Raw genomic sequence first — 24,161 nt, 5'->3', positions numbered from 1 at the left:
GATTTCTTCATCGAAAATAGAAACAGTGGCTATAGTATGATACGGTTTAAAATTATTCAATATGATCCGGTGATGATGACTAAGTATTATTAGTTTTCTTTTTGTGGTTTTTTAAGTTCTTTTGTTAATGCATACAATAAGGTAGGGTATTTAAAATCAAATTGATATTTTGTAAGGCGATCAGGAATTACTGACTGTCCCGATAAAAGTAATTCAACGCCCATTTGGCCTAAAAGCATTTGGATCAGCCAGGCTGGTACATAAAGAAAAGCTGGTTTTTTTAATACTTCAGCAAGAGTCTTATTAAATGTTTTTTGAGATACAAGTTCCGGGGCTACCAAGTTTACTGGTCCTGTGATTTCGGGATGGCTGATAAGAAACACGATGGCATTAACCAAATCGTTATGATCAATCCAGGCTAGTGGTTGTTTTCCAGTGCCGATTACGGCTCCCATGCCAAATCGAGCGGGCAATTCCAGTTTTTTTAACATTCCTTCACCCTGTTTAAGCACCACACCAAACCGCATGATGGTTACGGGGATACCATAGTGCATTCCGTGAAGCGCTGTTTGTTCCCATTGGGCGACCAAATGATTGGAAAAGCTACTTTCTGAGGCGTTGAGGTTACCTTCTTCGGTATAAGCTTCGTGTGAATTGGCTAATTCTTTTTGTAAACCATAAATGCCAATGGCACTGGCATTATATAAATGAGGTTTTTTCGCGGCCTTTTTTGCCCATAGAACAAATTGTTTCGTTGGTTCAAGACGGCTGGATAATAATTTATTTTTGATTTTAGAAGACCAACGGTGATCGGCAATATTTTCGCCTGCCAGATTAACTATTGCATCAAACTCTTCAGGATTTAATTGCGGCAACTCATCCCAAGTGGCTGCATGAACATGATCCTTAAATATTTTTTTAATCTTATCTTTATTGCGGCCAACAACCCATAAATCATGTTGGGCTCCCAATAATTCCGCAATTAAAGAGCGTCCAACTAATCCTGTTCCACCACCAATAATGATTTTCATCAATTGAGTTCCTTTAAAATCATGTCGTGCACATGAGAGGTAATGATATAATAATTTTCTGGTCAAAAAAACAAAAACGAAGATGGCAAAACTCTACTTTTATTTTGCAGCAATGAATGCTGGAAAAAGCACCGTACTCTTACAATCAAGTTATAATTATCACGAACGTGGGATGCAAACCTTACTGTTTACTCCAGCAATTGATGATCGTTATCAATCCGGAATAGTTCATTCACGTATTGGTTTATCGGAGGAGGCGCTTGTTTTTAATGCGACTGATGATTTACATCAAATGGTAAACAACTTCCAGCAAAAATATGCCTGCGTTTTAATTGATGAGGCGCAATTTTTAACTCGCGATCAAGTTTATCAATTAACCGAAATTACTGATAAATTAGGGATTCCCGTCTTAGCCTATGGTTTGCGGACTGATTTTCGTGGTGAGTTATTTGAAGGCAGCCAATACTTACTTGCTTGGGCTGACGAACTTGTTGAAATTAAAACAATTTGCCATTGTGGGCGTAAAGCAACTATGATTTTACGAGTGAATGAGCAGGGGGAGGCGATTACTGAAGGGGAGCAGGTGTTAATTGGTGGGAATAACTTATATTCATCCACTTGCCGCCAACATTTTAAAGAACGAAAACCTCATGCACATTCAAAAATTCAAAAAGAATTAACACCTTAAGTTATTATTTTTTAGGAGCGCTATGAAAGCACAAACTATATCATCATTTGGTGATTATTCCGTTTTTAAAACAGAGGAAGTTTCTATACCTAAAGTTAAAGCTGGGTACGTATTAGTTCGCGTTAAAGCAACTAGTGTGAATCCGGTTGATTGTAAAGTGCGCTCAGGGGCTTACGGACAGATTTCTCCAACATTTCCTGCGATTTTGCATGGCGATATGGCGGGGGTGATTGAAGAGGTTGGTGCAGGTGTTACCGAATTTTCGGTGGGGGATGAGGTTTATGGTTGCGCAGGTGGGTTTACCACTGAAGCTGGGGCTTTAGCCGAGTACATGCTAGCCGACGCGCGTTTAATTGCGAAAAAACCTAGAGCGCTCAGCATGTTGCAAGCAGCCGCATTGCCTCTAGTGGCCATTACCGCTTGGGAGGCTTTATTTGAAAAAGTTAAAGTGACTTTTGGGCAAAAGGTATTAGTTCATGCAGGTACAGGGGGCGTAGGGCACATTGCTATTCAATTAGCAAAATGGGCGGGGGCGGAAGTTTATACAACAGTTTCTTCTTCAACAAAAGCAGAGATTGCGAGGGCTTTAGGTGCGAAAGAAACAATTGATTATACTAAAGAATCAGTCCCGGAGTATGTCGCTCGCTTGACGGATGGCAAAGGATTTGATGTGGTTTTTGATACCATTGGGGGTGATAATATAGATAAATCACTTGCTGCTGTAGCTATGTATGGACATGTAATTAGCATCCAAGCCAAAATGCCCCATGATTTAACGCCTTTACATGCACGCTCAGCCAGTTTGCATGCAGTGTTTATGTTACTGCCTTTATTAAACAATGTACAACGCGAACGTCACGGCGCTATTTTACAGTCGATTGCCACCTTAGCCGATAATGGTGATTTAAAACCGCTTATCGATTTACATCAATTTTCTTTAGAGAATATAGGTGAGGCTCATAGGCTAATGGAGTCGGGAAAGGCTATTGGTAAGATTGTGGTTGAAATTTGATATTGGGCCTAAAATTGACTTTTTAACGCATTACTCCGGCTTGACTGCGGTAATGCGTCCGTTCATAAGTTAAGAGCTGTTCTCTCAAAGTTCAATTTGCTTTTTCCACCAACCTCATCTAAATTTATGTCTGTAGTACGCAATTTAGTCTTATTTTAATCTTATGGAGAAAAGGAATGTCCAAAGACAATAAATTTAAGAATGAATCACAAGATGCGCGTCGTCATGATCAACAACATGCTGCTCATCAGGATAAAATGAAAAAGCATACTGAGAAGTCAAAATCTGATAAAAGAAAGTAGAGTTTGTGCCCTCTGGTTTCTTATGAATTACCGTAGTAAAGCTACGGTAATTCGAGAGTGGTGATAATTATAAGGATGTTCAAAAATTACGAAATTAAACTCTATGCATTTCCCTTCTGCTCGGTGAGTTGAGTTAGTGTTTGTCAATTAGAGGGGATATGTTATTCAGATCACATGCAAAATATGAATAATATCTAGGTAAAAACCAGCCTAATTGTTGGATCAATGCGTATTGTTCGCTAGGCTCAAATTGGTTCTTATCAATCGAGAAGACTAATTCATGCTGATCATTTTCTGGAAAATAGACGAGCTTGATTTGGCCATCGCTGATGCCAAAATGTTGCATGATCGCTTCAAGTAATTTTATTGAAGTAGCTGGTAGGATCTGTGCTGGGACATCACAAATGAGGATGTCAGCACCTTCAAGAAGAATATCCGGATGCGGTTTTTCAGTTCTGAACGGGTGATCCTCTGGTTCCGCAAAGGTTCGATAGAGATGAAAACCCAGGACGTCGCCATAACTGAGATCTATGGCTTGTTTTGGATTACGTGCCTCGATGGCAATACCAATCCCCTCATTAATTAAGAACGTATCAATGAGCTCAGGAATGGTATAACTTGTTATACTCCTGTTCTCTTCATGTAGGGTTTCAGCAAGTTCAAGATTATAGTAAGTGAGGCCTTCAGGATTGAAGATAATCTCAGGTTTACCACTAGTGAAAATCGCATGTGGAAGGCAGGATATGAGGCGACTGTACCAAGCCGTTTTTCTGTTGATGGTGTCGATCTCAAACAATGCTCTTAGCTCTTGAGTAGCTGAAACGGTGGTGGCTTTATTTTCGGAGGTATCCATGAAGTATCTTTTCATTTAAAAAAAGGTATTGTATCAAAAATAACACAATGAATCATACTAACTCCCCTCAAAACCAAAGTAGCTTTAAGAGTTGGCCGTAAGCAATTAGTCTACGGTCCAAATCCGTACATGTGATATACTTAACTTGGTAATTCCATTTTTCTGATAACTCGTTCAGGGTTGATTTCTGTGAATATTGATAACAGTCTTGCTTGGGCCCATCCTATAGTACAAGAGTGGTTTTTAGAAAAATTTGGTTCAGCAACCGAACCACAAAAACAGGGGTGGCCATTTATTCGTTCTGGGTGTAATACCCTAATTTCGGCCCCAACCGGCTCCGGGAAGACTTTTGCTGCTTTTTTAGCCTGTATTGACCATTTAGTACGTCAAGCACTTAGTGGCCAGCTGTGCCATGAAACCGAAGTGCTCTATATTTCCCCATTAAAAGCGCTAGGAAATGACGTACAAAAGAACCTTATGGGGCCGTTGCAAGAAATTATGGCGCTGGCTAAAAAGCAAGGCTTGGCTATGGCTGAAATTAATGTGCTTGTACGTACTGGAGATACCTCCCCCAAAGAGCGCCAAGCCATGCTCAAACACCCCCCTCATGTTTTAGTCACGACACCGGAGTCGTTTTACATTTTATTGACCGCTGACAAAAGTCGTGAAATTTTGCGCAGTGTTAAAACAGTTATTGTTGATGAAATCCATGCCTTGGCCGATGATAAGCGGGGTGCGCATTTGGCCCTATCCTTAGAACGCTTAGAAGCTTTAACCCCGCAGACTCCCTTACGTATTGGATTATCGGCCACTCAAAAGCCCCTGGATTTAGTCGCTAATTTTTTAGTAGGTAACGACCGATCACCACCTGCAATTATCAATATCGGCCATGCAAAGCATTTAGAGCTTAACGTGGAGGTTCCACGTAGTGAGCTCGGTGCGGTTGCCTCCAATCAAATTTGGGATGAAATTTACGATCGTATTGCCGAATTGGCGCAGCAGAACCGGTCGACTTTGATTTTCGCTAATACACGTAGAGTAGCGGAACGTGCCGCGCATCATTTAGCAGAACGTTTAGGGAAAGATTTGGTCGTTGCGCATCATGGGAGTTTGTCGAAAAAATTACGCTTAGCCGCTGAAACCCGATTAAAAAATGGAGAGTTGAAGGCTTTAGTGGCAACGGCTTCCTTGGAATTAGGAATTGATATTGGTTCGGTAGATTTAGTATGCCAATTAGGTTCACCTCGTTCTATTGCCGTCATGTTACAACGCGTAGGTCGAGCCGGCCATTGGCGTGGAGCGATTTCAAAAGGACGTATTTTTGCAACCACACGCGATGAATTATTAGAGTGTGCTGCGATTGTAAATGCTATTTTGGATGGTGATTTAGATCAATTAGTTATTCCTCAACAGCCTATTGATATTTTGGCACAGCAACTTGTGGCAACTTGTGCCACAGAGGATTGGCAGGTTGATGAGTTATTCGCCTTAAGTCGTAAGGCCTTTCATTATAAGGATTTATCACGCGAGCAATTTGATGCAGTTATTCATATGCTCAGTGAAGGAATATCAGGGATGCGTGGTCGTTATGGTGCTTATCTGTTCCATGATCGTGTGAATCATCTTTTGAAAGCGCGACGTGGCAGTCGTTTAGTTGCTATTACTAGCGGGGGTTCTATTCCGGATAATGGTTTATACACCGTGAAAGCCGAAGATTCGGGGGGCGTGGTAGGGACTCTTGATGAAGATTTTGCCGTGGAAAGTCACCGTGGCGATATTATTTTGCTTGGAAGTACTTCCTGGAAAATTAATCGTATTGAAAGTACAAAAGGCCTGGTTTTTGTTGAAGATGCACATGGAGCTTCGCCAAATGTGCCCTTTTGGCGAGGGGAGGCTCCTGAACGCACCGCGGAGCTGTCATTACGCGTTTCGAATTTGCGAGAATGGCTAAGCACCCAACTAACTGCCTCAGAGGATTCATTCACTGAGATGCAACAATGGCTTAACAATTTCTGTCATGTTGATGCATCGGGGGCACAACAACTTATTAATTATATTCTTCAAGGTCGCGCCTTGTTGGGCGCTGTTCCAACGCAACAACGAATTATTGCGGAGCGGTTTTTTGATGAGTCAGGAGGCATGCAACTGGTGATTCATGCTCCTTTTGGTGCCCGCATAAATAAAGCTTGGGGTTTGGCGTTACGCAAATGCTTTTGTCGTTCTTTTAATGTGGAATTACAAGCCGCGGCTACAGATAATGGCATTAATATCTCTTTAACGGAGCAACACAGTTTTCCTTTAGCGGATGTATTCGCATTCCTCAGTACGCAAACAGCAAGAGATATCGTGGAAAAAGCCGTATTGCAATCTCCCTTGTTTCCTACTCGCTGGCGTTGGGATGCTGGTAGGGCTCTGGCTTTAGTGCGTTTTAGTAATGGGCGTAAAGTTCCTCCTTATCTTTTACGAATGCGGGCTGAAGATTTATTAGCGGCTGTTTTTCCTGATGCGGTGGCTTGTCAGGATAATGTGGACATTGAAGACATTGAATTACCCGATCACCCCTTGGTTAATGAGGCAATGAAAGATTCGTTAACCGAAGCTTTAAATATTGATGGGCTTTTGGACCTGCTAACTAAAATAAAAAATAAGGAAATTCAATGTATTGCGATTGATACTACTACCCCCTCAGTATTTGCTCACGAAATTTTAAATGCCAATCCTTATGCCTTTTTAGATGATGCACCTTTAGAAGAGCGACGCGCTTGGGCTGTGGAAATGAGGCAGACTTTGCCGGCGACCCTGGCTAATAAGCTAGGTAAGCTTGACCCGGAAGTCATTAACGAGGTGCGACAGCAGGCTTGGCCTGATCTTCGTAATGCGGATGAATTACAGGATTTGTTGCAAACTTTAATTGCCTATCCGGCTAACTATGAATCCTATCAACAGGCGAGTAGTTCATGGCAAAAGTTTATGGATGAATTAATTGCCTCAGGTCGAGCGAGTACCGCTTCAGTTGGGGAGCGTGTATTTTGGTTCGCTGTAGATAAGGCCAAAACCTTTTCCAGAATTTATCCTGATGCATTCATTCAGTATCGCTTGCAGGACATAGAAAATAAGCCTTTAGATTTTGATGAAGGGATTTTTCATTTAGTGCAAGGTTGGCTCTATCATTTAGGGCCGACAACCGCTTTAGATTTAAGCCAATCTTTAGTCTTAGCAGAGCCGACTATTCAGCAAGTATTAGTTCGTCTAGAAGCTTCAGGAGTTATTTTACGTGGCACGTTTACCGAGTCATTGCAGCAAGAATGGTGTGAGCGCCGTTTGCTGGCCCGTATTCATCGTTTGACCTTAGCCAAGTTGCGTCAGGAGATTGAGCCTGTAAGTCCGGAACAGTTTGTGCGCTGGTTATTGACCTGGCAACATATTGCTCCGGGCTCGCAACTTAATGGAGAGCAAGGCTTGCTGGCTATTATTGAGCAATTGCAAGGTTTTGAAATTCCAGCTAAAGCTTGGGAGCCGCTTATTTTTTCAAAGCGGGTGAAGAATTATGATTCATCTTTGTTGGATAAATTATGCATGATGGGTATTGTCGGGTGGGGACGTTTATCTGCTACGTTAAATTCCACGGAGGAAGACCCCAAGCGGGTGGTGCCAACGAGTATTGCCCCGATAACCTTTTTCCTACGCAAAGATTCTTCATGGATGTCTGAGGTGAAGCAGGGTTTAAATGAGGAGGACTTAGCAGGCTTAAGTCATGTTGCGAAGGATATTTATTTTTATTTGCTACAAAATGGCGCTTCTTTTTTTATGGATATTACTGAGGAAGTGCACCATCTGAAATCTGAGGTAGAAATGGGCTTATGGGAATTGGTTGCGGCAGGTCTGGCAACAGCAGATCTTTTTGATAATTTGCGCTCCCTAATTGATCCTAAACGACGTTTAATAAAAAAAAGGCGCAGGGTAAATCCTCATTTATATAGTTCTGGGCGTTGGTTTTTGTTGAAGAAAAGTGTAGGCTCGTTTACGCGCGAGCAGGTAGAAACGGTGTGTTGGATTTTACTTAAACGCTATGGTGTGGTGTTCCGGGATCTTTTAGTTCGCGAAAAAAATATTCCTAAATGGCGTGAGTTGCATGAGGTATTAAGAATTCTTGAGGAACGGGGTGAAATAAGAGGGGGACGTTTTGTGAAGGGATTTTTAGGTGAGCAGTTTGCCTTGCCTTATGCAGTTGAATCCTTACGCGCCTTTAAAAATAAAGAGGTGGCACATGAGCCAGTTTCTGTTGCAGCAGTGGATCCTTTGAATGTTTCCGGATTTATTTTGCCGGGACCACGTGTTTCCGCAATGTCCAGTGAGATGGTGGTTTTTTAAATATTAGGAACCTTGAGTATGGAGCAAAGACAGATAGGTAGCAATGGACCTTGGGTTAGTCCAATAGGGCTTGGTTGTATGGGCATGTCCACCTCTTATGGCCCTGCGAATGATATGCATTCTATGGATGTCATTCACCGCGCATTGGAATTAGGCGTAAGGCTTTTGGATACGGCAGACATGTATGGTTGGGGCCATAATGAAGAGCTTATTGCTAAAGCAATAAAAGGGAAGCGCGACCGCATCGTTTTGGCGACTAAAGTGGGATTTGCGAAGCAAGAGGGTACTGGACCGCGAGACTATGTTATTAATGGCTCGCCCACCTATATTAAAAAAGCCTGTGAGGCTAGCCTAAAGCGTTTGGCAACCGAGGTCATTGATTTATATTATTTACACCGAGTGGATAAGCAAACCCCTATCGAGGATTCAATTGCTGCGATGGCAGAGTTAGTCAAAGAAGGAAAGGTGCGTCATATCGGTATTTCTGAGGTAAAACCTGATACTATTCGACGAGCGGCTCAAGTTCATCCCATTGCGGCGGTACAAACAGAGTATTCGCTATGGGAGCGTAATCCTGAACATGAAATTATCCCTACTTGTCAGGAGCTCGGGATTGGTTTTGTGGCTTATAGCCCTTTAGGACGTGGATTTTTAACCGGAGCAATTGCGGATATGTCGCAATTAGCTGCTAATGATTTTCGGCATTTATTACCTCGTTTTCAAGGTGAAAATTTTACTGCGAATCAAGCGCTTATTATGAAGCTAAATGAAATAGCCGAATTCAAGCAGTGTAGTGTAGGTCAATTAGCTTTGGCTTGGATTTTGGCCCAGCCTGCAAAGGTAATTCCCATTCCAGGGACGAAACGGTTAAGTTACCTGGAGGATAATTTAGGGGCGCTTGATGTCGTGTTGTCGGAAGAAGATTTGCAATTATTAGAGCGCTTGGTTCCGGTGAAGGCAGTAAAAGGAGATAAATACCCTGATGCATTTAAACGGGAGGCGTAAATTAAGAAAAGTTTACAATGATGTGTAGGTCAGAGCAAAAGGGCAAAACCTGGATATCACGGTAATTCGAATCGCTCTAATTAAGGTAGAAGCCATTAAGGCTCAGGGTCTCAACCCACACTTATACGGGAAAAGGGCTTTGCTCACGTATGAAGTATAAGGAATTTATCTGGGGGTACAAAAAATGTCATTATTAAAACGGTTTAAAAAATTTTATCGATCATCGGCAGAAAATAGAATTCAAATCCATGTATTTTTAGGTTTTGTGATTATTCCGATAGTGGGTATGACACTGCTGTATATTTTTGTGCGGACGTTTTGGTTGTAGAACTAACTAGAAGTGATTTGGTCATTGCGAACGAAGTGAAGCAACCCAGGGTTCGGTGCTACGAACGCCTAGGTTGCTATGTCACTATGTTCCAAGCATGAGCAGCAGATTACAATCTACCTTCGTCATACCCGTGAATGCTTGGTTTTATGATCCTACAGTTTCAAATAAGAACCACACTCTTCGTTCAGCCTCGTCAATATAATTTTCTAAAAGGCTCGTTGTTGCCACATCATTTTTATCGCTACAGGTTTCATGAGCAGCACGCATACGCGTTAAAAAGCCCTTATTTTCCAACATTAAATCACGCAGCATATCTTCAGCAGATAATACTGAGTTGACGTCTTTAACATGTTGTAATTCTTTAATTTGACCGATTGAATGAATGGTTTCTTCACCCAGCTTGCGTACGCGCTCAGCCAATACATCAATCATCGCAAAGATTTGATCGCTTTGCTCATCAAGTAATAAATGGTAATCACGGAAATGACGGCCAGACATATGCCAATGATAATTTTTCGTCTTAACATATAAGGCAAAAGTGTCTGCTACGAGTGGGTTAATTACTTGGGCAATAATACGTCGATCTTTCGGTGCCAGATCATTAGGCGTAGCAAGTTTAATTGATTCCATTTTTTTCATGTTAACCTCGTGTAAGTGGTTGGTGTCAACATCCTTATCATCTTGCCTGTATAATATACAAGTACAATATAAAGTGTAGACCAATAAATGAGGTATTGGTTTATTTTTGTTCGGACTTGGGGTGTTTGTTGCACTCCGATGTGCTGTATCCTGCCCCCCACGGAGAAGCCGCGGGGGCAGGCAGTTATGGCCATACAGACTTTAATTTTATTTCCCTGCCGTTACCGTAATGGTCGAAGCAGCTCCACGGGCAAAGGTATTCGGATCATACATTGCCTCAGCAAATACCGGAGGAACGGTATACGTACCCATGTTTACCGCTTTAATTTTATAAACTAATTCAGTTGCGGTACTGCTTAAACCACCAAAGAAATTAACTCGGTCTTCACGCACATCGAAATAATCCATATTATTGAGTTTTACGGAATCCCGAACCACTTCAAAACCACCCGGCAGCAGATCTTCAATAACAATGTTTGTTAAATAATCCACCTCTAAAGTGCGAACTTGAATATGAACTTCAATTTCACTACCTAAGGTGGTAGAGGTAATTGCATGCCCCTGAGCATCTCGATATTCCCTAAAGATCTCAAGGCCTGATTTCTCTGGTTCTTTAGGGAGAACCGTATTAAATCCTGATTGTATAAGCTGATAAAAGAACAGTTCTTTATCCGGATTTTCAAAACGAATTTGCTTGGTATCTGTACCTAAAGATGCCTTTTGGTAATTGGTATTATTAACTGGTACAGGAACTTGCTCGCTATTGGCCAAGATTCTCGTCATTGATAAGCTCGAGGACGTATTAATCGCTGTATTTTGAGGATAGGCCCCCAAAGCCAGGCTGACATAACCGGATAATACCGTATTAATTTCATTATTATTAATGGCTTGAATTAAGCGCATTAACACGGCATCACTCACTTGCGGCAATAAATTGGGGAAATGCTTGGCAACAATATAGAGGTATTGTGCATCCGCAATATTACTGTCATAGAAGTCCGTATCCGAGGACAGATCAAGCTGCGGCTTGTATTGGCCAATCAGTTTGTTTGCTTCTTCATGACTTTGCAGCAACTGGTAGGCACCTGCAAGATAAACTGCAGTAATGTCATTGTGCCATTGCTTTGTGTAATTTTGTTCTAAATACAATTGAAGATTCGTAATGTAGTTTGTTGTAACAATTTCATTACGCGTCAAAATGTAGATTGCATATGCCTGGATGCGTGCCGTATTCAAATCTTCAATATTTTGGCTGGCTAGCGTTTTTAAATAATTAATGCCGTTAAAGAAGAGATCATTAGGCACGGTAAATCCTTGAGCTCTTGCTTCAGTTAAGAAATGCATTGCATAAACAGAAGCAAAATCATTTCCTTGATTATCGCCAAGGCCTGGCCAGTAGCTGAATCCACCACTCGACATTTGACGTTGGCTTAACATCTGTACCGTAGCATTAATTTTACTGATGATTTCTTTCGTTTCACTCGTAAAACCCGTTTGATTGTTCATTGCCAGTAAGGGCATAACCTTACTGGTTAATTGTTCTGTACAACCATAAGGGTAATTATCTAAGTAGCGTTGTAAACCAAATACCAGAATTAATGGGCTCGTGGAAAGCGTGGCATTGACATTCCGGTACTCAGGATAAAAGGTTTGCATAATATCCAAAGTTTTTTGCACGTCTTTAGATTTGCCGCTATCAATATAAGTCATTAAGGGAGTTGCGGGTCTTACACTCAAAGTGGCACTCATGCTACCTGATTTGTCGGCCGCGGTTGCCTTAAAGCCAACCGTTGCAGAACCTAATAATGATTTCGCTTTTAGTTTAAAGTGAACTGTTTGCTCTTTACCTTCAGCAATGTCTAAAGTTTGTGAGGAGGCACCAATAACTTCAACTTCAGGGGAAGTGGTTAAATCCACGTTAACTGAAGCATGTTCTCCGGAACCTTTAATGTTATTGGCAATGGAGGAGGATATTTCAAACTCATCACCAGGAGCCACAAAGGTTGGTACGTTGGGGTTAATGATAAAATCACCACGAATTTCTGCTGAAGTATCCTTCGAGCCTACTGAGTCTGCTGATACAGCTACAGCCATTACTTTGATGCTACCATTAAAATAATCTGGAACTTGATAAACCAGCTGGCGAGGGGTGTTATCTGTATCTTGAAGTCCAGACCAGAACACTACCGGTAAATCGGTTTTACGTTTGAATGGATTGAGGCGACTTGCCATATTCTCTTCGCCATTATCACCACCAATTGCAGATAACTCTCGAGATTGAATAAACTGAGGAATAATCTGATCTACAGTTTGCTCGGTTAATACTTCAAGCGCTTGTTTTTGGAAGAAGAAGGCAAGCGGGTCAGGAGTTGAGTAACGCGCAACTTGTAAAATTCCTTGATCTACTGCGAACACAATGATTTTTCCAGGTTTATCGGTACGGTACTCTATAGTAAGCGGTTCACCTGGACGAGAAATGGTCGCTGTTTTTAAGTCAATTTTAACGTTGTGGTTATCATGATTTACTGCAAATGGTGCGATGCTGTAGCTTAAGGGGCTAATAAAGAGCTCAGGAGAATTCCAGTCACGTATAAAGGCTACATTGATGTATCCATTTCCTTGAAAGTCAGCAGGGATATGGATAGTTTGCACGGAGTTAGTGGTATCCGTTTTGAACCATTGAGCCGCATACACTTTATCACGCTCTATGGTGATTAATCCTGAACCAGTATAGGGTGCAGTAATTTGAATTTCTATATCCTCATTAGCATGATATTCAGCTTTGTTGAGTTTAATTGATAATTCAGCATTTTTTGCTAAAGGCTGTTGACTGGCACCCACGATACTGAATTTTAATTGGCTCAGTACCGCATCGTTTTTACCTAGGACACTTAGAGAGTAATCACCAATGGTCTGGGTGGCTAAGGTATAGTTTGTGCCTTGTTTGCCAATAGTAAATGGGGTGGTGCTAACAATACTGGATTGGATTATTGATTGATATTGGTAGGTACCATCAGGCTTTTTAACCAAAGTGGTAATCGGGTGTAAGGAAACCAATTGTATTTTCAAATCACTTACATCGACATTATTCAATTCTGGGTTTACGGCAATGTAATTAACCGAGCGAGTAGAATTTTGTTTGATAAAGGAGAGATCACCATCTGCTTTATAACCTACAAAATAAGGAAGTGGGCTGACTAATGTTTGAATCTGGCTGGTTACACTACGGCCACCATCGGCTTCAAATCCTTCAGCAAAGAAGGTTAGTTGATAGGTTGCTTGTTCAAAACGTCCCAGATTTAAATCAAATTCAGCTTCACCTTTATCATTGGTTTTGGTATTCGCTAAAGCTTCTGTAAATACCTTGGCAGGTTTTTTCGGATCAATTAATGGATCCGCAAATACATAGTCTGGGTATTTAGAAAATTGTACTTTCTGAGGGACGAGCAAAATTTTACCGCTGATGGTTCTATTTGCAGCAGGAGCTCCATAAAGATTCCATAAGCTTACTTCACCTTTTAAGTGTTCCGGAGAAATCCAACCTGAAGCTGGCGTAGGCGATAAGCTGGTGTTAATACGCATTCTATCCGGTAAAAACTCAGAAACTTTTAGAGAAGTAGAACCTAATAGATTTTGTGGGTGATTATCCTTGACCAAGAACAAATTCACCGTGTATTGGCCCGTAGGAGCATTGGCACTGGTAGTAAAATTAAGGTCCATGTAACCTAAATCATTTAAGGTAATTTTTTCATCTTTAACGGTAGTACCGCGGGGATCAACAATGGTGACCTGTAAGGGTAAGCCTGCAGGTTGGGACTGGGCAAAGGTTTGTTTCACAATCATGCCAATGTGTGCGGTGTCGCCTGGTCTGTAAATACCGCGATCAGAGAACAGGAAAGCCGTTAAACTTTGCATGTCCTGGCTATAGTAAGTATACAGCCCACCCACATCAAACTTAGAAAAATTGAGCTGGCGATTGGTGTTATTAAAGGGAATAAATGAAACATCATTATTCAGTTGAGCTAGATATACGGTAGGTTCTCTATCTTCAATAAAGTCCTTCAATGTTGGGAAGTTTGCACGTCCTTGGGCATCAGTAACTCGAGATAAAATAGGCAGCCCATTTTTACCTAAAACGGTTACGATCGCGTTAGCTACTGGGCCTCCTTGAGTAATTGAGTTTACAAACACATCATGACTGCCGTTATTATTATCTTTAACTAAAAGGGCAAGGTCTGTAATGAGTATTAAACGACTGGCTTTGACATCCAGAGGCGTATTACGGGTCGTATCCCACTCGGTTGCTTGTAAGAGAAATAATCCTTGTGGACCCGAAGTATTGGCTTCTGTGGCGAGATACTTACTAAAATCCAGGGCGGTATATTGCTGTTTTGCTAAGTCAGAAGTATCAAACTGCTGAATATCACTAGAAATTTTACTAATGTTTTGTTGATTAAAGGATGGATTAATAAAGTATGGGTTATTAAAGTCACCTTGAGTCTGCGTGATGAGTTGATTCACATTGTCAGGCAGTACGCGGGCAAAATCAAATTTGACGGCAGATACACCACGCACCAACACCGAGAGTTTCTTCTCACCGCCTAAAGCCAGTAGAGAGCCTTTATGTAAAAAGCTGATTTCTCTTGGTAGGACAGGAACCGGTATCACACTAGCATATCCGTTACTTAGGCTAAAGTTACCAAACCCCTTCATGCCTTTATCGATTTTAACATAAATGTAGCTGGGCGTTTTTGCCGTAAATTTAAAGCTATGCAGTGTTGAATAGTTTTGCTCGGTTGGCAGAGCTTCTTTCGTCAATGGAGTGGCTAAAGCCAGAATTTCTTGGGTGACTTCGCCAGGATTTTGCCATTCATAATTTTCTTTTGCTGGCTCCGCCGCAGTAGCAGGGCGATCTTTAGGGAGTAAATAAAAATGTACTGATTTGTTAAAATCGCTCTCATTAATGCCTAAAGTTGTTTCAACCGTCAGAATTTGCTCGGGACGGTCTTTTTCATTTCTGATAATAGAAGCTGATGCGGAGCTTACTTTAAGGAAGCCATTTGCATCGGGAATTAATATTTTATCGGATAACGCTTTGTTTAATGTTGCTGATTTAGTTAATGAACTGACGTCTTTATTCAATGCTAATCGTAAAAAGCGGGCAACATCTTTGATGTTAATGGTGTCTGAGTTTAAATAAGCGATTCGTTTATGCTGATCATAGGTGTAAGAAAAAGGAAGCGATTCGGTGGTACTTCCAGCTTTTCCTTGTTCCTGAGTTTGGAATGCTAAAGCTGTATTTTTTTCCAGGCTTTCAGGATTGACAGGGAAGTTGAATTCAATAGTAGCAACAGCTTTTCTGACTTCTACGTGTACTGGGTCTTGATAGAGTTTGAATTCAGCGATTTTTGCAACGAATGGCTGGGTAGAAAATGAATAGGTATGAGACTCCATATTCGCCGTAGCTGCAAAAAAGTCTGGTGCAAACTTAATAGTATATTTTTGACCGGCAGGCCAGTCTTCAGTTGGAGCAAAGGTTAATTGGCTGTCAGTAGTCCAATTCCAGGTTCCTGGAATTGTTGGTGACAGGTCAATGCCCTTGGTTATGGTTTGGCCAACTAAGCTTAAAGGGGCAACCGATTTATTGATAAAGCCATTCTTATTTTTTATCCCAAAATCAATGACTAAATTTCCGGGAACCAAGGTTTCTTCATTGGGCGTAATGGCTGGGGGAGTAATCTCGGCGATGGTATATATTGGCTGAGGCCGGTTTTTATACCAATGTGCTGTATATCCTGCAGCACATAAGACGAGCAGGGCAAGCACACTTCCTCCCCAGAATTTTTTGGGGGACGTCTTTGATTTATTTCTTAGATAGCTCAGCCAGGGAGGGCTATTCCAATTTAATTTGCCAAACACAGCGGAGAAAGCATTTACTATTTTTTTGCTCATAAGAGATCCTGGCTGTTAATCGAGCCTTGGCTCGAAGGAATGTTTTTGTTTAAGGAAATATTGCCTCTATCTGCCCTCTTCGCATAGGTGCATAGTCCCAATTAGTTCTAAGTTTACTTTACTTCTTTGAAGACTGAATTACCGCGGTTTGACCGCCGTATCCAGATTTATCTTGCTTCTCCGAACAGTGATCAAGCCCACAGTAGTTCCAAAGTGTAAAGGCTAAGCTGAAACCTTCACCGAAGAGCAACTCTTAAAATCTAATAGGAGTGCCAAATGGACTTTATTTCCTTTTTATAATTTCTTTTCAAGATTGGCGCTATTTTACTCTTTTTGGTGCATAATAGCGAACATGAAAAAAAATTTAAAACGCTTAAGCATAATCCTTGTTTTGCTATTTGTCAGCGGGTTTTCACTATTATTTTTTTTACCCAAACCGGTTTTATTGGATGGCACTAGTTTTTCCAAGGCTGTTTATGACGATCATCATCAATTATTACGGCTCACTTTAAGCAGGGATGATAAATATCGTTTGTTCACTCCTTTACCCAAAATTTCAAAGCAATTAATCGATGCCACCTTATTGCAAGAAGACCAGTATTTTCGTTTTCATTATGGAATCAATCCCTTAGCTACAGCAAAGGCCATTTGGCAAACTTATGCGGTCAAATCCCGACGGGTAGGGGCTTCAACTATCACCATGCAAGTAGCGCGGATGCACTATGGAATTAACTCTAAAAAAATATCAGGAAAGCTGTGGCAGATTATTCGCGCAATTCAAATTGAAAGGCATTACAGCAAAGATGAAATTTTAGAGGCTTATCTCAATATGGCACCTTATGGCGGCAATATTGAAGGTGTTGGGGCTGCAAGTTTGGTCTATTTTGGTACCGGGGTAGATAAGCTCAGCTTACCTCAGGCATTAACCTTAAGCATTATTCCCCAAAATCCTGGAAAAAGAACTCCCAATAATCAAGGCTTGAAAAATATTCGTGCGCATCTTTTTCAACGTTGGTTAGAGCAACATCCAGAGGATCAGAATAAAAAGGTAATGTTTGATTTACCTTTAGTCATGCAAACAAATCGCTCTTTACCCTTTGCGGCGCCACATTTTGTGAATAAAGTTTTGTCTGATGTGTCTAAACAGCAAGATATGGTGACTACTTTAGACTCACGCTCACAAATTATTATTGAACGGATTACCCGAAGTTATTTAGCAAGGAAAAAAGCGCTAGGGGTTCACAACGCAGCGGTTTTATTAGTCGATACACGTGATATGGGGATTAAGGGATTAATGGGGTCTGCTAATTTTTTCAATCGTGAAATAGGCGGGCAAATTAATGGTACAGAAACTAAACGTTCACCAGGCTCGACCTTAAAACCTTTTATTTATGGATTAGCATTGGATCAGGGCTTAATCCATCCCAATACGGTTTTAAAAGATGTTCCGCATAGTTTTAATGGCTATAACCCTGAAAACTTCGATTACGACTTTATGGGACCAATCAAAGCTCGGGATGCTTTAGTTTTAAGTCGTAATATTCCGGCTATTTATCTTTCTAGTCTATTAAATAAGCCTTCACTGCATCAATTATTAGAGCAGGGGCAGGTGAGTCATTTGCGTTCAGAGTCTTACTATGGTTTATCATTAAACCTGGGTGGAGTAGAATTAACCATGCGTGAGTTGATTGGTTTCTATGCCATGTTGGCTAATGATGGGGTTTGGTATCCTACACGGTGGTTACACAAAGAAATAAAGCCTAAGGGGCAACGTTTATTAAGTTCAGAAGCCAGTTATTTAGTTTTAGATATGTTACAAAGCACCCCGCACCATGATGTAAATTACCGAAGTTGGTCGCAACTACCTGTTGCCTGGAAAACAGGGACGTCTTCCGGATATCGTGATGCCTGGAGTGTGGGTGTTTTTGGTCCTTATGCTTTAGCGGTTTGGGTGGGTAATTTCGATAATAAAGCGAACCCTGCCTTTATTGGAAAAGACATTGCCGCTCCCTTGTTTTTTGAATTAGTAGATGCCCTCAAACAAGAACGAGGGCCTTTGCAGCCTTTAGACAAACATCCTGAACACATGAATCTAAAAAAGGTGGAAGTTTGCAATGCTTCAGGAATGTTACCCACGCGTTTTTGTAAGGACAGGGAATGGACTTGGTTTATTCCAGGAAAGTCGCCCATTAAATCCGATACAATTTATCGCGAAGTAGCGATTAATAGTAAAAATGGGTTACGCACCTGTCATATTGATGAGCATACACGTTTTGAAGTGTTTGAGTTTTGGCCTTCTGATTTATTGCATATATTTAAACGGGCGGGGATACAGCGCCATATACCGCCATTTTTCGAGGCCGATTGCAGCCTATCAGGCAATGTGGGAATCACGCCCCAAATCACCTCTCCCCAAGCGGGTATTAGTTATATTGTTCGCGCGAACTCGCAACAAAATAATACGATTCCATTTACTGCAGTGACTGATGCAGGAATTGCTCATGTGTATTGGTTTGTTAATGAAAGCTTTGTCGCAAAAACAAAAGCGGGGAAATCTTTTCTCTGGCATGCACGGCCAGGGAAGTTTGTAGTAAGAGCCGTAGATGATCATGGGCTTTCTGATGCGCGGGATTTACTGGTTCAGCTTGATAGTTAATTAATTGCGCACTATGGGCTTCAAGCATTCACGTAAAAGACTGCTAAACTTAGCAATAAGTAGGTCTTTAGGCGCGGCATTTAATGGACAAAAAAACGCAAGGATCCAAGACACGAGGGAAGCCTGTTCTTATTGACTTAGCATTGCAAGGCGGCGGTGCTCATGGAGCATATACATGGGGTGTTCTCGACCGTTTGCTTGAAGAGCCTCGGGTTAAAATAGAAGGGATTTCAGGGACCTCAGCAGGTTCCATGAATGCAGCCGTGATGGCGAGTGGTTTCACGCGTGATGGCCCAGAAGGTGCGCGTAGGGCTTTGCAGGCATTTTGGTATCGGGTTTCAGAATCAGCGCGCTTTAGTCCGTTACAAAGAGGGTGGTTGGACATTATCTCTGGGAAGTGGAGCATGGATTATTCTCCTTCCTTTCTCACTTTTCAATTAGCTAGCCATGTGTTTTCACCTTATGATCTTAATCCGATTGCACTCAATCCATTACGTGACATCCTCTCAGAAAGTATTGATTTTTCATTAGTGAATGAATCTCCAATTAAACTATTTATTACGGCAACCAATGTGCGTACTGGTCGTGGTAAAGTTTTTAAAAATAAGGAAATTAATGCGGATGTTTTATTGGCCTCAGCATGTTTGCCGTTAATGTTTCAAGCCATCGAAATTGATGGGGAGGCTTATTGGGATGGGGGTTACACCGGTAATCCCACCATTACGCCTTTAGTGCAAGAATGCGAGTCCAGTGACACGGTATTGGTGCAAATTAACCCTGTAGAGCGTCCAGGTACCCCCAAAACCGCTCGTGACATACTCAATCGTCTTAATGAAGTTGCTTTTAATGCGACCTTGATGAAAGAGTTACGAATGATCGCTCTATTACGTAAAACCATCAATGCGGATTCTGGGGAACGAGATCGTTGGGCAAAAATGCGTATTCATCGCATTACTAGCGCGAAAATGGTCAAATTAGGCTACTCTTCCAAGCTTAATGCCGAATGGGCTTTTCTGCGTATGCTGTTTAAAGAAGGGCGCAAAACGGCGGATTCATTTCTTGCAAGTCATGGTAAAGCATTGAATAAGTATTCTACTTTTGATTTGGACTCGTTTCTTTAATTTATGCTTAAGGATAGTGCAGTTGCGGGCGAGGCGGGTTTAGTCGATTTCTTGGTAGTGGCGGAAAAACTGATTCTCTTACAGACATTCCTATTTATTGATTAAAGGTCATTCTGTAACCTAATTGTTGCTGGATATGGAGTAAATAAATGGTTGAATGGATCATCAAATTACTTTTAGTCGTATCGGGTTCCCTAGCCAGCTGGTTTGTGGCTCGTGATGCCTTAAATTTCGCAATTGTTGAAATGGTTATTGCTGTTTTACTATTTACCATTATTGTTTTTATTGCTGCCTTTTGGTCTACAATAAGAGCCTGGTTGAAACATAAGGAATAACAAATGAAACAACATGCCTCAAGATTTCTGGCACTCGTAGCAGAATCTAAAAAGCATATTAAGGAAATCAGTCCTAAAACTTTAAAAGAAAAGCTGGATAAGCATGAGGAGATGCATCTCATCGATGTACGAGAGGATCATGAGTGGAGTACTGGACATATTCCTACAGCGATTCATTTAGGTAGGGGTATTATTGAGCGCGATATAGAGAAAAAAATTCCTGATCAGCAACAGCAAATAATCCTTTATTGTAGTGGCGGGTTTCGCTGTGCTTTAGTTGCGGAAAGTTTACAGAAGATGGGTTATTCTCAAGTTTATTCTCTGGATACTGGTTTGCAAGGCTGGATTGATTCGGATTATCCAGTTGAAATGTAGCATTCAAGTAATCCAGTCGTCAGTGAAACAAGTGAAGAAAGCGCTGGGTTCTGTGCTTTGAACCCTGGGTGCTTCATCGCTAAGCTCATTAGCAATGACGAGTTCTAACTAGTAAATTAAACTCAACTTTAAATTGAAGCTCAGCTGCCGTCATTACGAACGAAGTGAAGCACTCCAGGGTTTGGGCTTCGAGCTTCTGAGCCGTTTCGTTACCACATTCCTCACCTTGATGAAACGTAAATTATATCTGAGGACGGCTTATTAAATTAACCGATTAATTGACCGATTGCTATTGCTATTGCTATTGCTATCTTGTGGATTGATTCTTTCTTTCTCTTGGGCATAACGCACTTCAATATTTTTTGCTTCATTTTTGGCTATTGTACTCAAATGAGTAATTTGCATTGGGCTTAGTTTTAAATGCGTTTGCATTCTTAACTGTGCTTCAAAAAAGGTTGAAAAAGCCCCGTTACTAGCCTCTTTTAATGTTTTTCCTTGATATGCATTATTAATCATCGGGCCAGATATTGGCTCTAAGTATTTTGCCATTGTATAAGAAGAAAACGCGAGTTGTGCAAACGGGTAAGGGGGAGAATGGGGGTTGTCTTGATAGCGCATTAGTTCTTGGCATACCGAACCCAGCAATAAATATCCAGGGGCTAAATAGAGCTCGGATGCTTTGGTTGCATACTTTAAAACGAGTTCAGCTGTTGCTCCATCGAAGGTTGTATTTAACATCGAAAGCCCTTCCCGACATAAAACATTCATGGCAAAAAAACATCCGCAATTGGCTGATTCTTGTAATAGTTCTTTCGCTTCTTCGAACTCTGCTTCGGATAAGTCCCCTTCATCGTCCAATAAAGAGGTATAGGTATGATACAGATAATAGCCTTTTAATAGCTCAAAGCAGGAAGACACTGTACTCATGGGGGAGTATTCGTGAATAGGCTGATGGTTTTCCTCGGCCTCTTCACGGGGATTAGTACCACACAAGCGCCAAAGATTAACCCAATGAGGCTCTAACCTGGGTGACTTACACAAGCGGTCAAATTCAGAATCGATTAGTGCCAAGTTGAATACTAGCTCTGTATCACTTTGTTTAATGAGGTTTTCTATTAACTCAGGTCGCTTTTCTTCGTTACTCTTTTCCCACACCTGATAGAGTTCTTTAAATAAATCGTCAGGTTTATTTAATTGATAAAACCGCATAGTGCAAATCCTATTAGACGTCATCTTAATATTAAGATGTATTCCTGAATCCGCATGCTGCTTATTCAGGAAATCTTATAACTTTATGAGTATATTTTGATTGTAGTCGATATTGCTTGTCCAGTCTCTTTTAACGGATCATCCATATCTGTTCTCGGTGCATCAGCCGAAGAAAGAAGAATATTCGCATCATTCGTTCTCTTTTTATCTTTCTTCAACCAGGATAAGAGCGAATGAGGTGGTTTCGTTGGAGCTACTTGAACTACAGGGATTGCATCGGGTGTTTTTTGAACCAAATGCCCATGTCCATGAATTTCAATGAGATCTTGCAGGTTGTGTTTTATTAGTAAGGTATTAAGTACTTCACGTTTGCAACCCGCCGTACTGTGTTTTCGAGCTTCAAGTAAATCCTGAACAAAGCTTATAGCATTTGTATGGTCAGTACCTGCGTTTACAAGGTAGTGAATAATTAAATGTTGACTGTCCATATTTGCATTAATGCTTTCTGGCTGAATCCCATTTAAAAAGTTATAACGCTTAATTTGTGCTCGTGAAGGGGGCATTGAGCCAGGGCCTACGTCACCACCAATGTTTTCTTGGTGTAACCATTTCCAGGTCTCCTTTGAATATTCTGTTTCACGAATAGCCATGGCCGCAGCACCAAAGAATACTACTTTTCCATCAGGCGAACTAATATTAAGTATCATACCATAGTCATCAAATGTAGGAACCAGGGTTGGCTCTATTTCTTCATAGACTTTTTTCATGGCACTGTCATCTTGGCCAATTGAATAGACTAGTTGATCACATTCTTGTTTAAAGGTGTCATCAGATGAGCCCGTTTTTTTGAATACCAGGACTAATTTTCCATTGGATTTTTGCGATACCTCAATGAGCTCACCTTGCAATAACTCATTACGTTCTTTTGCAGTGCGTAACGCGGTGGTGGCTAATTTACCGGTACCCGCTTTATCAAATTGTTTAGCAATCCATAACACGGTATTGGATTGATTTTGGGGATTAAATTCACGGCTTTCAGTGCGAATATCATTGCCAAAGAACCCTTTTCTATAAACCGCTGCAGCAGTCCCACCCCCACCGTAAATGACAATAACTCTTGGACCTGTGCCTTGTTCTTCGGTACCTGTTAAAATGAATTGGTTACCGTCGACTATAGGGGTAAATTTCCTTGTTTCATCCCACCTATTTAATCGGGTAAATTCTTCATTAGGAAGTAGTTTCCCAGCAATCGCATTTCGAGCAGGACCAAGGCCTGTACAGATATTAAGTTCACTTGTGTACAGAGTTTTTACTGAACCAGCAATCTCTACGAATAAACGATAGTTTTGGTTTAAAGCATCAGAAGCCCAGTTGTTTAAATGATTCTCTTTTTTCTCTATTTTAAGCACAGTTGCATGCACTAATGGGGCTTGAGTTTTTGCCAGATTCACCTGGTTTGCTTGAAATACGTGGCGTCCATTAGCATAGGGATTATTTAAATAGTAGTCCGTTGATAAATAGGCGGATGGATTTTCTTTGGTTTGTGCGCGCTCAAGAATATTTTGTGGCTGTGCCAGCGTGTAGTCATGTTTCCAACTTCCGGTATTATTACCGATCATCAATATTGAAGGAAGTTTGGATTTTGCTAATAACTCTGCGGTAGCTCCATGATGTTCGTTATATTTTTCCAGCCAAAGGGTAGTGCCGGTATCACCTGTACCTATGATAATGTGAGAGAAAACAGCATGGTCTGCTTTTTTTAATAAACTGGGGATGGTTGTTTGTACCGCCTTTTTTATTTGATGAGCTTGAGATAAGCGATCATAGCTATGCGTTACTCTGGATAAATCATCCTGAGTAGGAATATCTACCAAGGTATGTGGGACTGGCGTGTCATTTTGGGCTGCCCATCGTTTTATTAACCCTGAATCAAGACGAATCTTAAAGGTATTCACATCGTTGTAGACATCAATTGCTACTTTTAATACATGATGCGCTTGTTTTTTGGATAAGTCTTTAAAAATATTAGGATTTTGGGTAATTTGTGCAATCAGATCCTCAAATCGCTCGCCTAAATCTTTTGTGGTAGATATTTTGCAAACTAAAAGACAAGAGCAAATGTAGTTGATAGTGAACTGAGGAATCCTATGATTAATTTTCATTGCTTATACCTCGACAGCGAATAAGAGCACACAAATGTTGAGGGATATTTTATCAAGAAAATCTTAAGAGATTATTAATGAAGCAATTTGATTTTTTTATATATTGATTCTAGCCTGAG

The 24,161-nt window shown here is 41.0% G+C and carries 15 protein-coding genes; 9 read left to right on the top strand and 6 right to left on the bottom strand.

Annotated features, from left to right (window positions below):
- Positions 1-89: 89 nt before the first annotated feature.
- On the bottom strand, positions 90-1,031 hold the full coding sequence (locus tag ACD661_RS03950; protein WP_400186472.1) for a TIGR01777 family oxidoreductase: 942 nt from the start codon (positions 1,029-1,031) through the stop codon (positions 90-92).
- Positions 1,032-1,113: 82 nt separating this feature from the next.
- On the opposite strand from ACD661_RS03950, the gene ACD661_RS03945 reads away from it, so the two are divergent.
- The 3 genes from ACD661_RS03945 to ACD661_RS03935 all read left to right on the top strand — a co-directional run bounded on the left by ACD661_RS03945 (position 1,114) and on the right by ACD661_RS03935 (position 3,033).
- A complete protein-coding gene (locus ACD661_RS03945) occupies positions 1,114-1,719 on the top strand; it encodes a thymidine kinase (protein WP_400186471.1) in 606 nt (201 codons plus the stop codon).
- 22 nt (positions 1,720-1,741) lie between these two features.
- Positions 1,742-2,731, top strand: a complete 990-nt coding sequence (locus ACD661_RS03940; protein ID WP_400186470.1) for a zinc-dependent alcohol dehydrogenase family protein — start codon at positions 1,742-1,744, stop codon at positions 2,729-2,731.
- A gap of 176 nt (positions 2,732-2,907) precedes the next feature.
- A complete protein-coding gene (locus ACD661_RS03935; RefSeq protein WP_400186469.1) occupies positions 2,908-3,033 on the top strand; it encodes a hypothetical protein in 126 nt (41 codons plus the stop codon).
- Between the two features lie 133 nt (positions 3,034-3,166).
- Here the strand turns inward: ACD661_RS03935 and ACD661_RS03930 are convergent, their stop codons facing one another.
- Positions 3,167-3,886: a hypothetical protein gene (locus ACD661_RS03930; protein WP_400186468.1), complete on the bottom strand. Its 720-nt coding sequence runs from the start codon at positions 3,884-3,886 to the stop codon at positions 3,167-3,169.
- Positions 3,887-4,075: 189 nt separating this feature from the next.
- Between ACD661_RS03930 and ACD661_RS03925 the strand changes: the two genes are divergently transcribed.
- Both ACD661_RS03925 and ACD661_RS03920 read left to right on the top strand, forming a co-directional pair.
- Positions 4,076-8,257, top strand: a complete 4,182-nt coding sequence (locus ACD661_RS03925; protein WP_400186467.1) for a DEAD/DEAH box helicase — start codon at positions 4,076-4,078, stop codon at positions 8,255-8,257.
- An 18-nt stretch (positions 8,258-8,275) separates the two neighbouring features.
- Entirely contained in the window at positions 8,276-9,262 is a 987-nt protein-coding gene (locus tag ACD661_RS03920; protein WP_400186465.1) for an aldo/keto reductase, read from the top strand.
- A gap of 475 nt (positions 9,263-9,737) precedes the next feature.
- Here ACD661_RS03920 and ACD661_RS03915 read toward each other — a convergent pair whose 3' ends face one another.
- The gene (locus ACD661_RS03915) at positions 9,738-10,232 is read right to left on the bottom strand and encodes a Dps family protein (protein ID WP_400186464.1); all 495 of its coding nucleotides are present in this window, start codon (positions 10,230-10,232) and stop codon (positions 9,738-9,740) included.
- A gap of 207 nt (positions 10,233-10,439) precedes the next feature.
- Positions 10,440-16,184: an alpha-2-macroglobulin family protein gene (locus ACD661_RS03910; RefSeq protein ID WP_400186462.1), complete on the bottom strand. Its 5,745-nt coding sequence runs from the start codon at positions 16,182-16,184 to the stop codon at positions 10,440-10,442.
- 352 nt (positions 16,185-16,536) lie between these two features.
- On the opposite strand from ACD661_RS03910, the gene pbpC reads away from it, so the two are divergent.
- From pbpC to ACD661_RS03890, 4 genes are all read left to right on the top strand, one after another.
- A complete protein-coding gene (gene pbpC / locus ACD661_RS03905) occupies positions 16,537-18,840 on the top strand; it encodes a penicillin-binding protein 1C (RefSeq protein WP_400186460.1) in 2,304 nt (767 codons plus the stop codon).
- An 83-nt stretch (positions 18,841-18,923) separates the two neighbouring features.
- Positions 18,924-19,961, top strand: a complete 1,038-nt coding sequence (locus tag ACD661_RS03900) for a patatin-like phospholipase family protein (RefSeq protein ID WP_400186459.1) — start codon at positions 18,924-18,926, stop codon at positions 19,959-19,961.
- A gap of 149 nt (positions 19,962-20,110) precedes the next feature.
- Complete coding sequence (locus ACD661_RS03895; protein ID WP_400186457.1) at positions 20,111-20,296, top strand: hypothetical protein; 186 nt, start codon at positions 20,111-20,113, stop codon at positions 20,294-20,296.
- Between the two features lie 3 nt (positions 20,297-20,299).
- Positions 20,300-20,671 carry a rhodanese-like domain-containing protein gene (locus ACD661_RS03890; RefSeq protein WP_400186455.1) on the top strand — a complete coding sequence of 124 codons (372 nt, stop codon included), beginning with the start codon at positions 20,300-20,302 and terminating at the stop codon, positions 20,669-20,671.
- A 261-nt stretch (positions 20,672-20,932) separates the two neighbouring features.
- On the opposite strand, the gene ACD661_RS03885 is transcribed toward ACD661_RS03890, so the two are convergent.
- Positions 20,933-21,880, bottom strand: a complete 948-nt coding sequence (locus tag ACD661_RS03885; protein WP_400186453.1) for a DUF5630 domain-containing protein — start codon at positions 21,878-21,880, stop codon at positions 20,933-20,935.
- 83 nt (positions 21,881-21,963) lie between these two features.
- Positions 21,964-24,042: a hypothetical protein gene (locus tag ACD661_RS03880; protein WP_400186451.1), complete on the bottom strand. Its 2,079-nt coding sequence runs from the start codon at positions 24,040-24,042 to the stop codon at positions 21,964-21,966.
- Between the last annotated feature and the right edge of the window lie 119 nt (positions 24,043-24,161).

This window comes from Legionella lytica, from assembly GCF_044626755.1.
Classification (GTDB): Bacteria; Pseudomonadota; Gammaproteobacteria; order Legionellales; family Legionellaceae; genus Legionella; species Legionella lytica_A.
Note: the sequence above shows the minus strand (reverse complement) of the source record. Positions and strands in the feature narration are given on the sequence as shown.

What these genes read in the sequence shown, in the direction of transcription:
- ACD661_RS03880 (WP_400186451.1), bottom strand. Translation starts at nt 24,042, where the DNA reads ATGAAAATTAATCATAGGATTCCTCAGTTCACTATCAACTACATTTGC.
- ACD661_RS03885 (WP_400186453.1), bottom strand. Translation starts at nt 21,880, where the DNA reads ATGCGGTTTTATCAATTAAATAAACCTGACGATTTATTTAAAGAACTC.
- ACD661_RS03950 (WP_400186472.1), bottom strand. Translation starts at nt 1,031, where the DNA reads ATGAAAATCATTATTGGTGGTGGAACAGGATTAGTTGGACGCTCTTTA.
- ACD661_RS03920 (WP_400186465.1), top strand. Translation starts at nt 8,276, where the DNA reads ATGGAGCAAAGACAGATAGGTAGCAATGGACCTTGGGTTAGTCCAATA.
- pbpC (WP_400186460.1), top strand. Translation starts at nt 16,537, where the DNA reads ATGAAAAAAAATTTAAAACGCTTAAGCATAATCCTTGTTTTGCTATTT.
- ACD661_RS03900 (WP_400186459.1), top strand. Translation starts at nt 18,924, where the DNA reads ATGGACAAAAAAACGCAAGGATCCAAGACACGAGGGAAGCCTGTTCTT.
- ACD661_RS03915 (WP_400186464.1), bottom strand. Translation starts at nt 10,232, where the DNA reads ATGAAAAAAATGGAATCAATTAAACTTGCTACGCCTAATGATCTGGCA.
- ACD661_RS03910 (WP_400186462.1), bottom strand. Translation starts at nt 16,184, where the DNA reads ATGAGCAAAAAAATAGTAAATGCTTTCTCCGCTGTGTTTGGCAAATTA.
- ACD661_RS03945 (WP_400186471.1), top strand. Translation starts at nt 1,114, where the DNA reads ATGGCAAAACTCTACTTTTATTTTGCAGCAATGAATGCTGGAAAAAGC.
- ACD661_RS03940 (WP_400186470.1), top strand. Translation starts at nt 1,742, where the DNA reads ATGAAAGCACAAACTATATCATCATTTGGTGATTATTCCGTTTTTAAA.
- ACD661_RS03890 (WP_400186455.1), top strand. Translation starts at nt 20,300, where the DNA reads ATGAAACAACATGCCTCAAGATTTCTGGCACTCGTAGCAGAATCTAAA.
- ACD661_RS03930 (WP_400186468.1), bottom strand. Translation starts at nt 3,886, where the DNA reads ATGGATACCTCCGAAAATAAAGCCACCACCGTTTCAGCTACTCAAGAG.
- ACD661_RS03895 (WP_400186457.1), top strand. Translation starts at nt 20,111, where the DNA reads ATGGTTGAATGGATCATCAAATTACTTTTAGTCGTATCGGGTTCCCTA.
- ACD661_RS03935 (WP_400186469.1), top strand. Translation starts at nt 2,908, where the DNA reads ATGTCCAAAGACAATAAATTTAAGAATGAATCACAAGATGCGCGTCGT.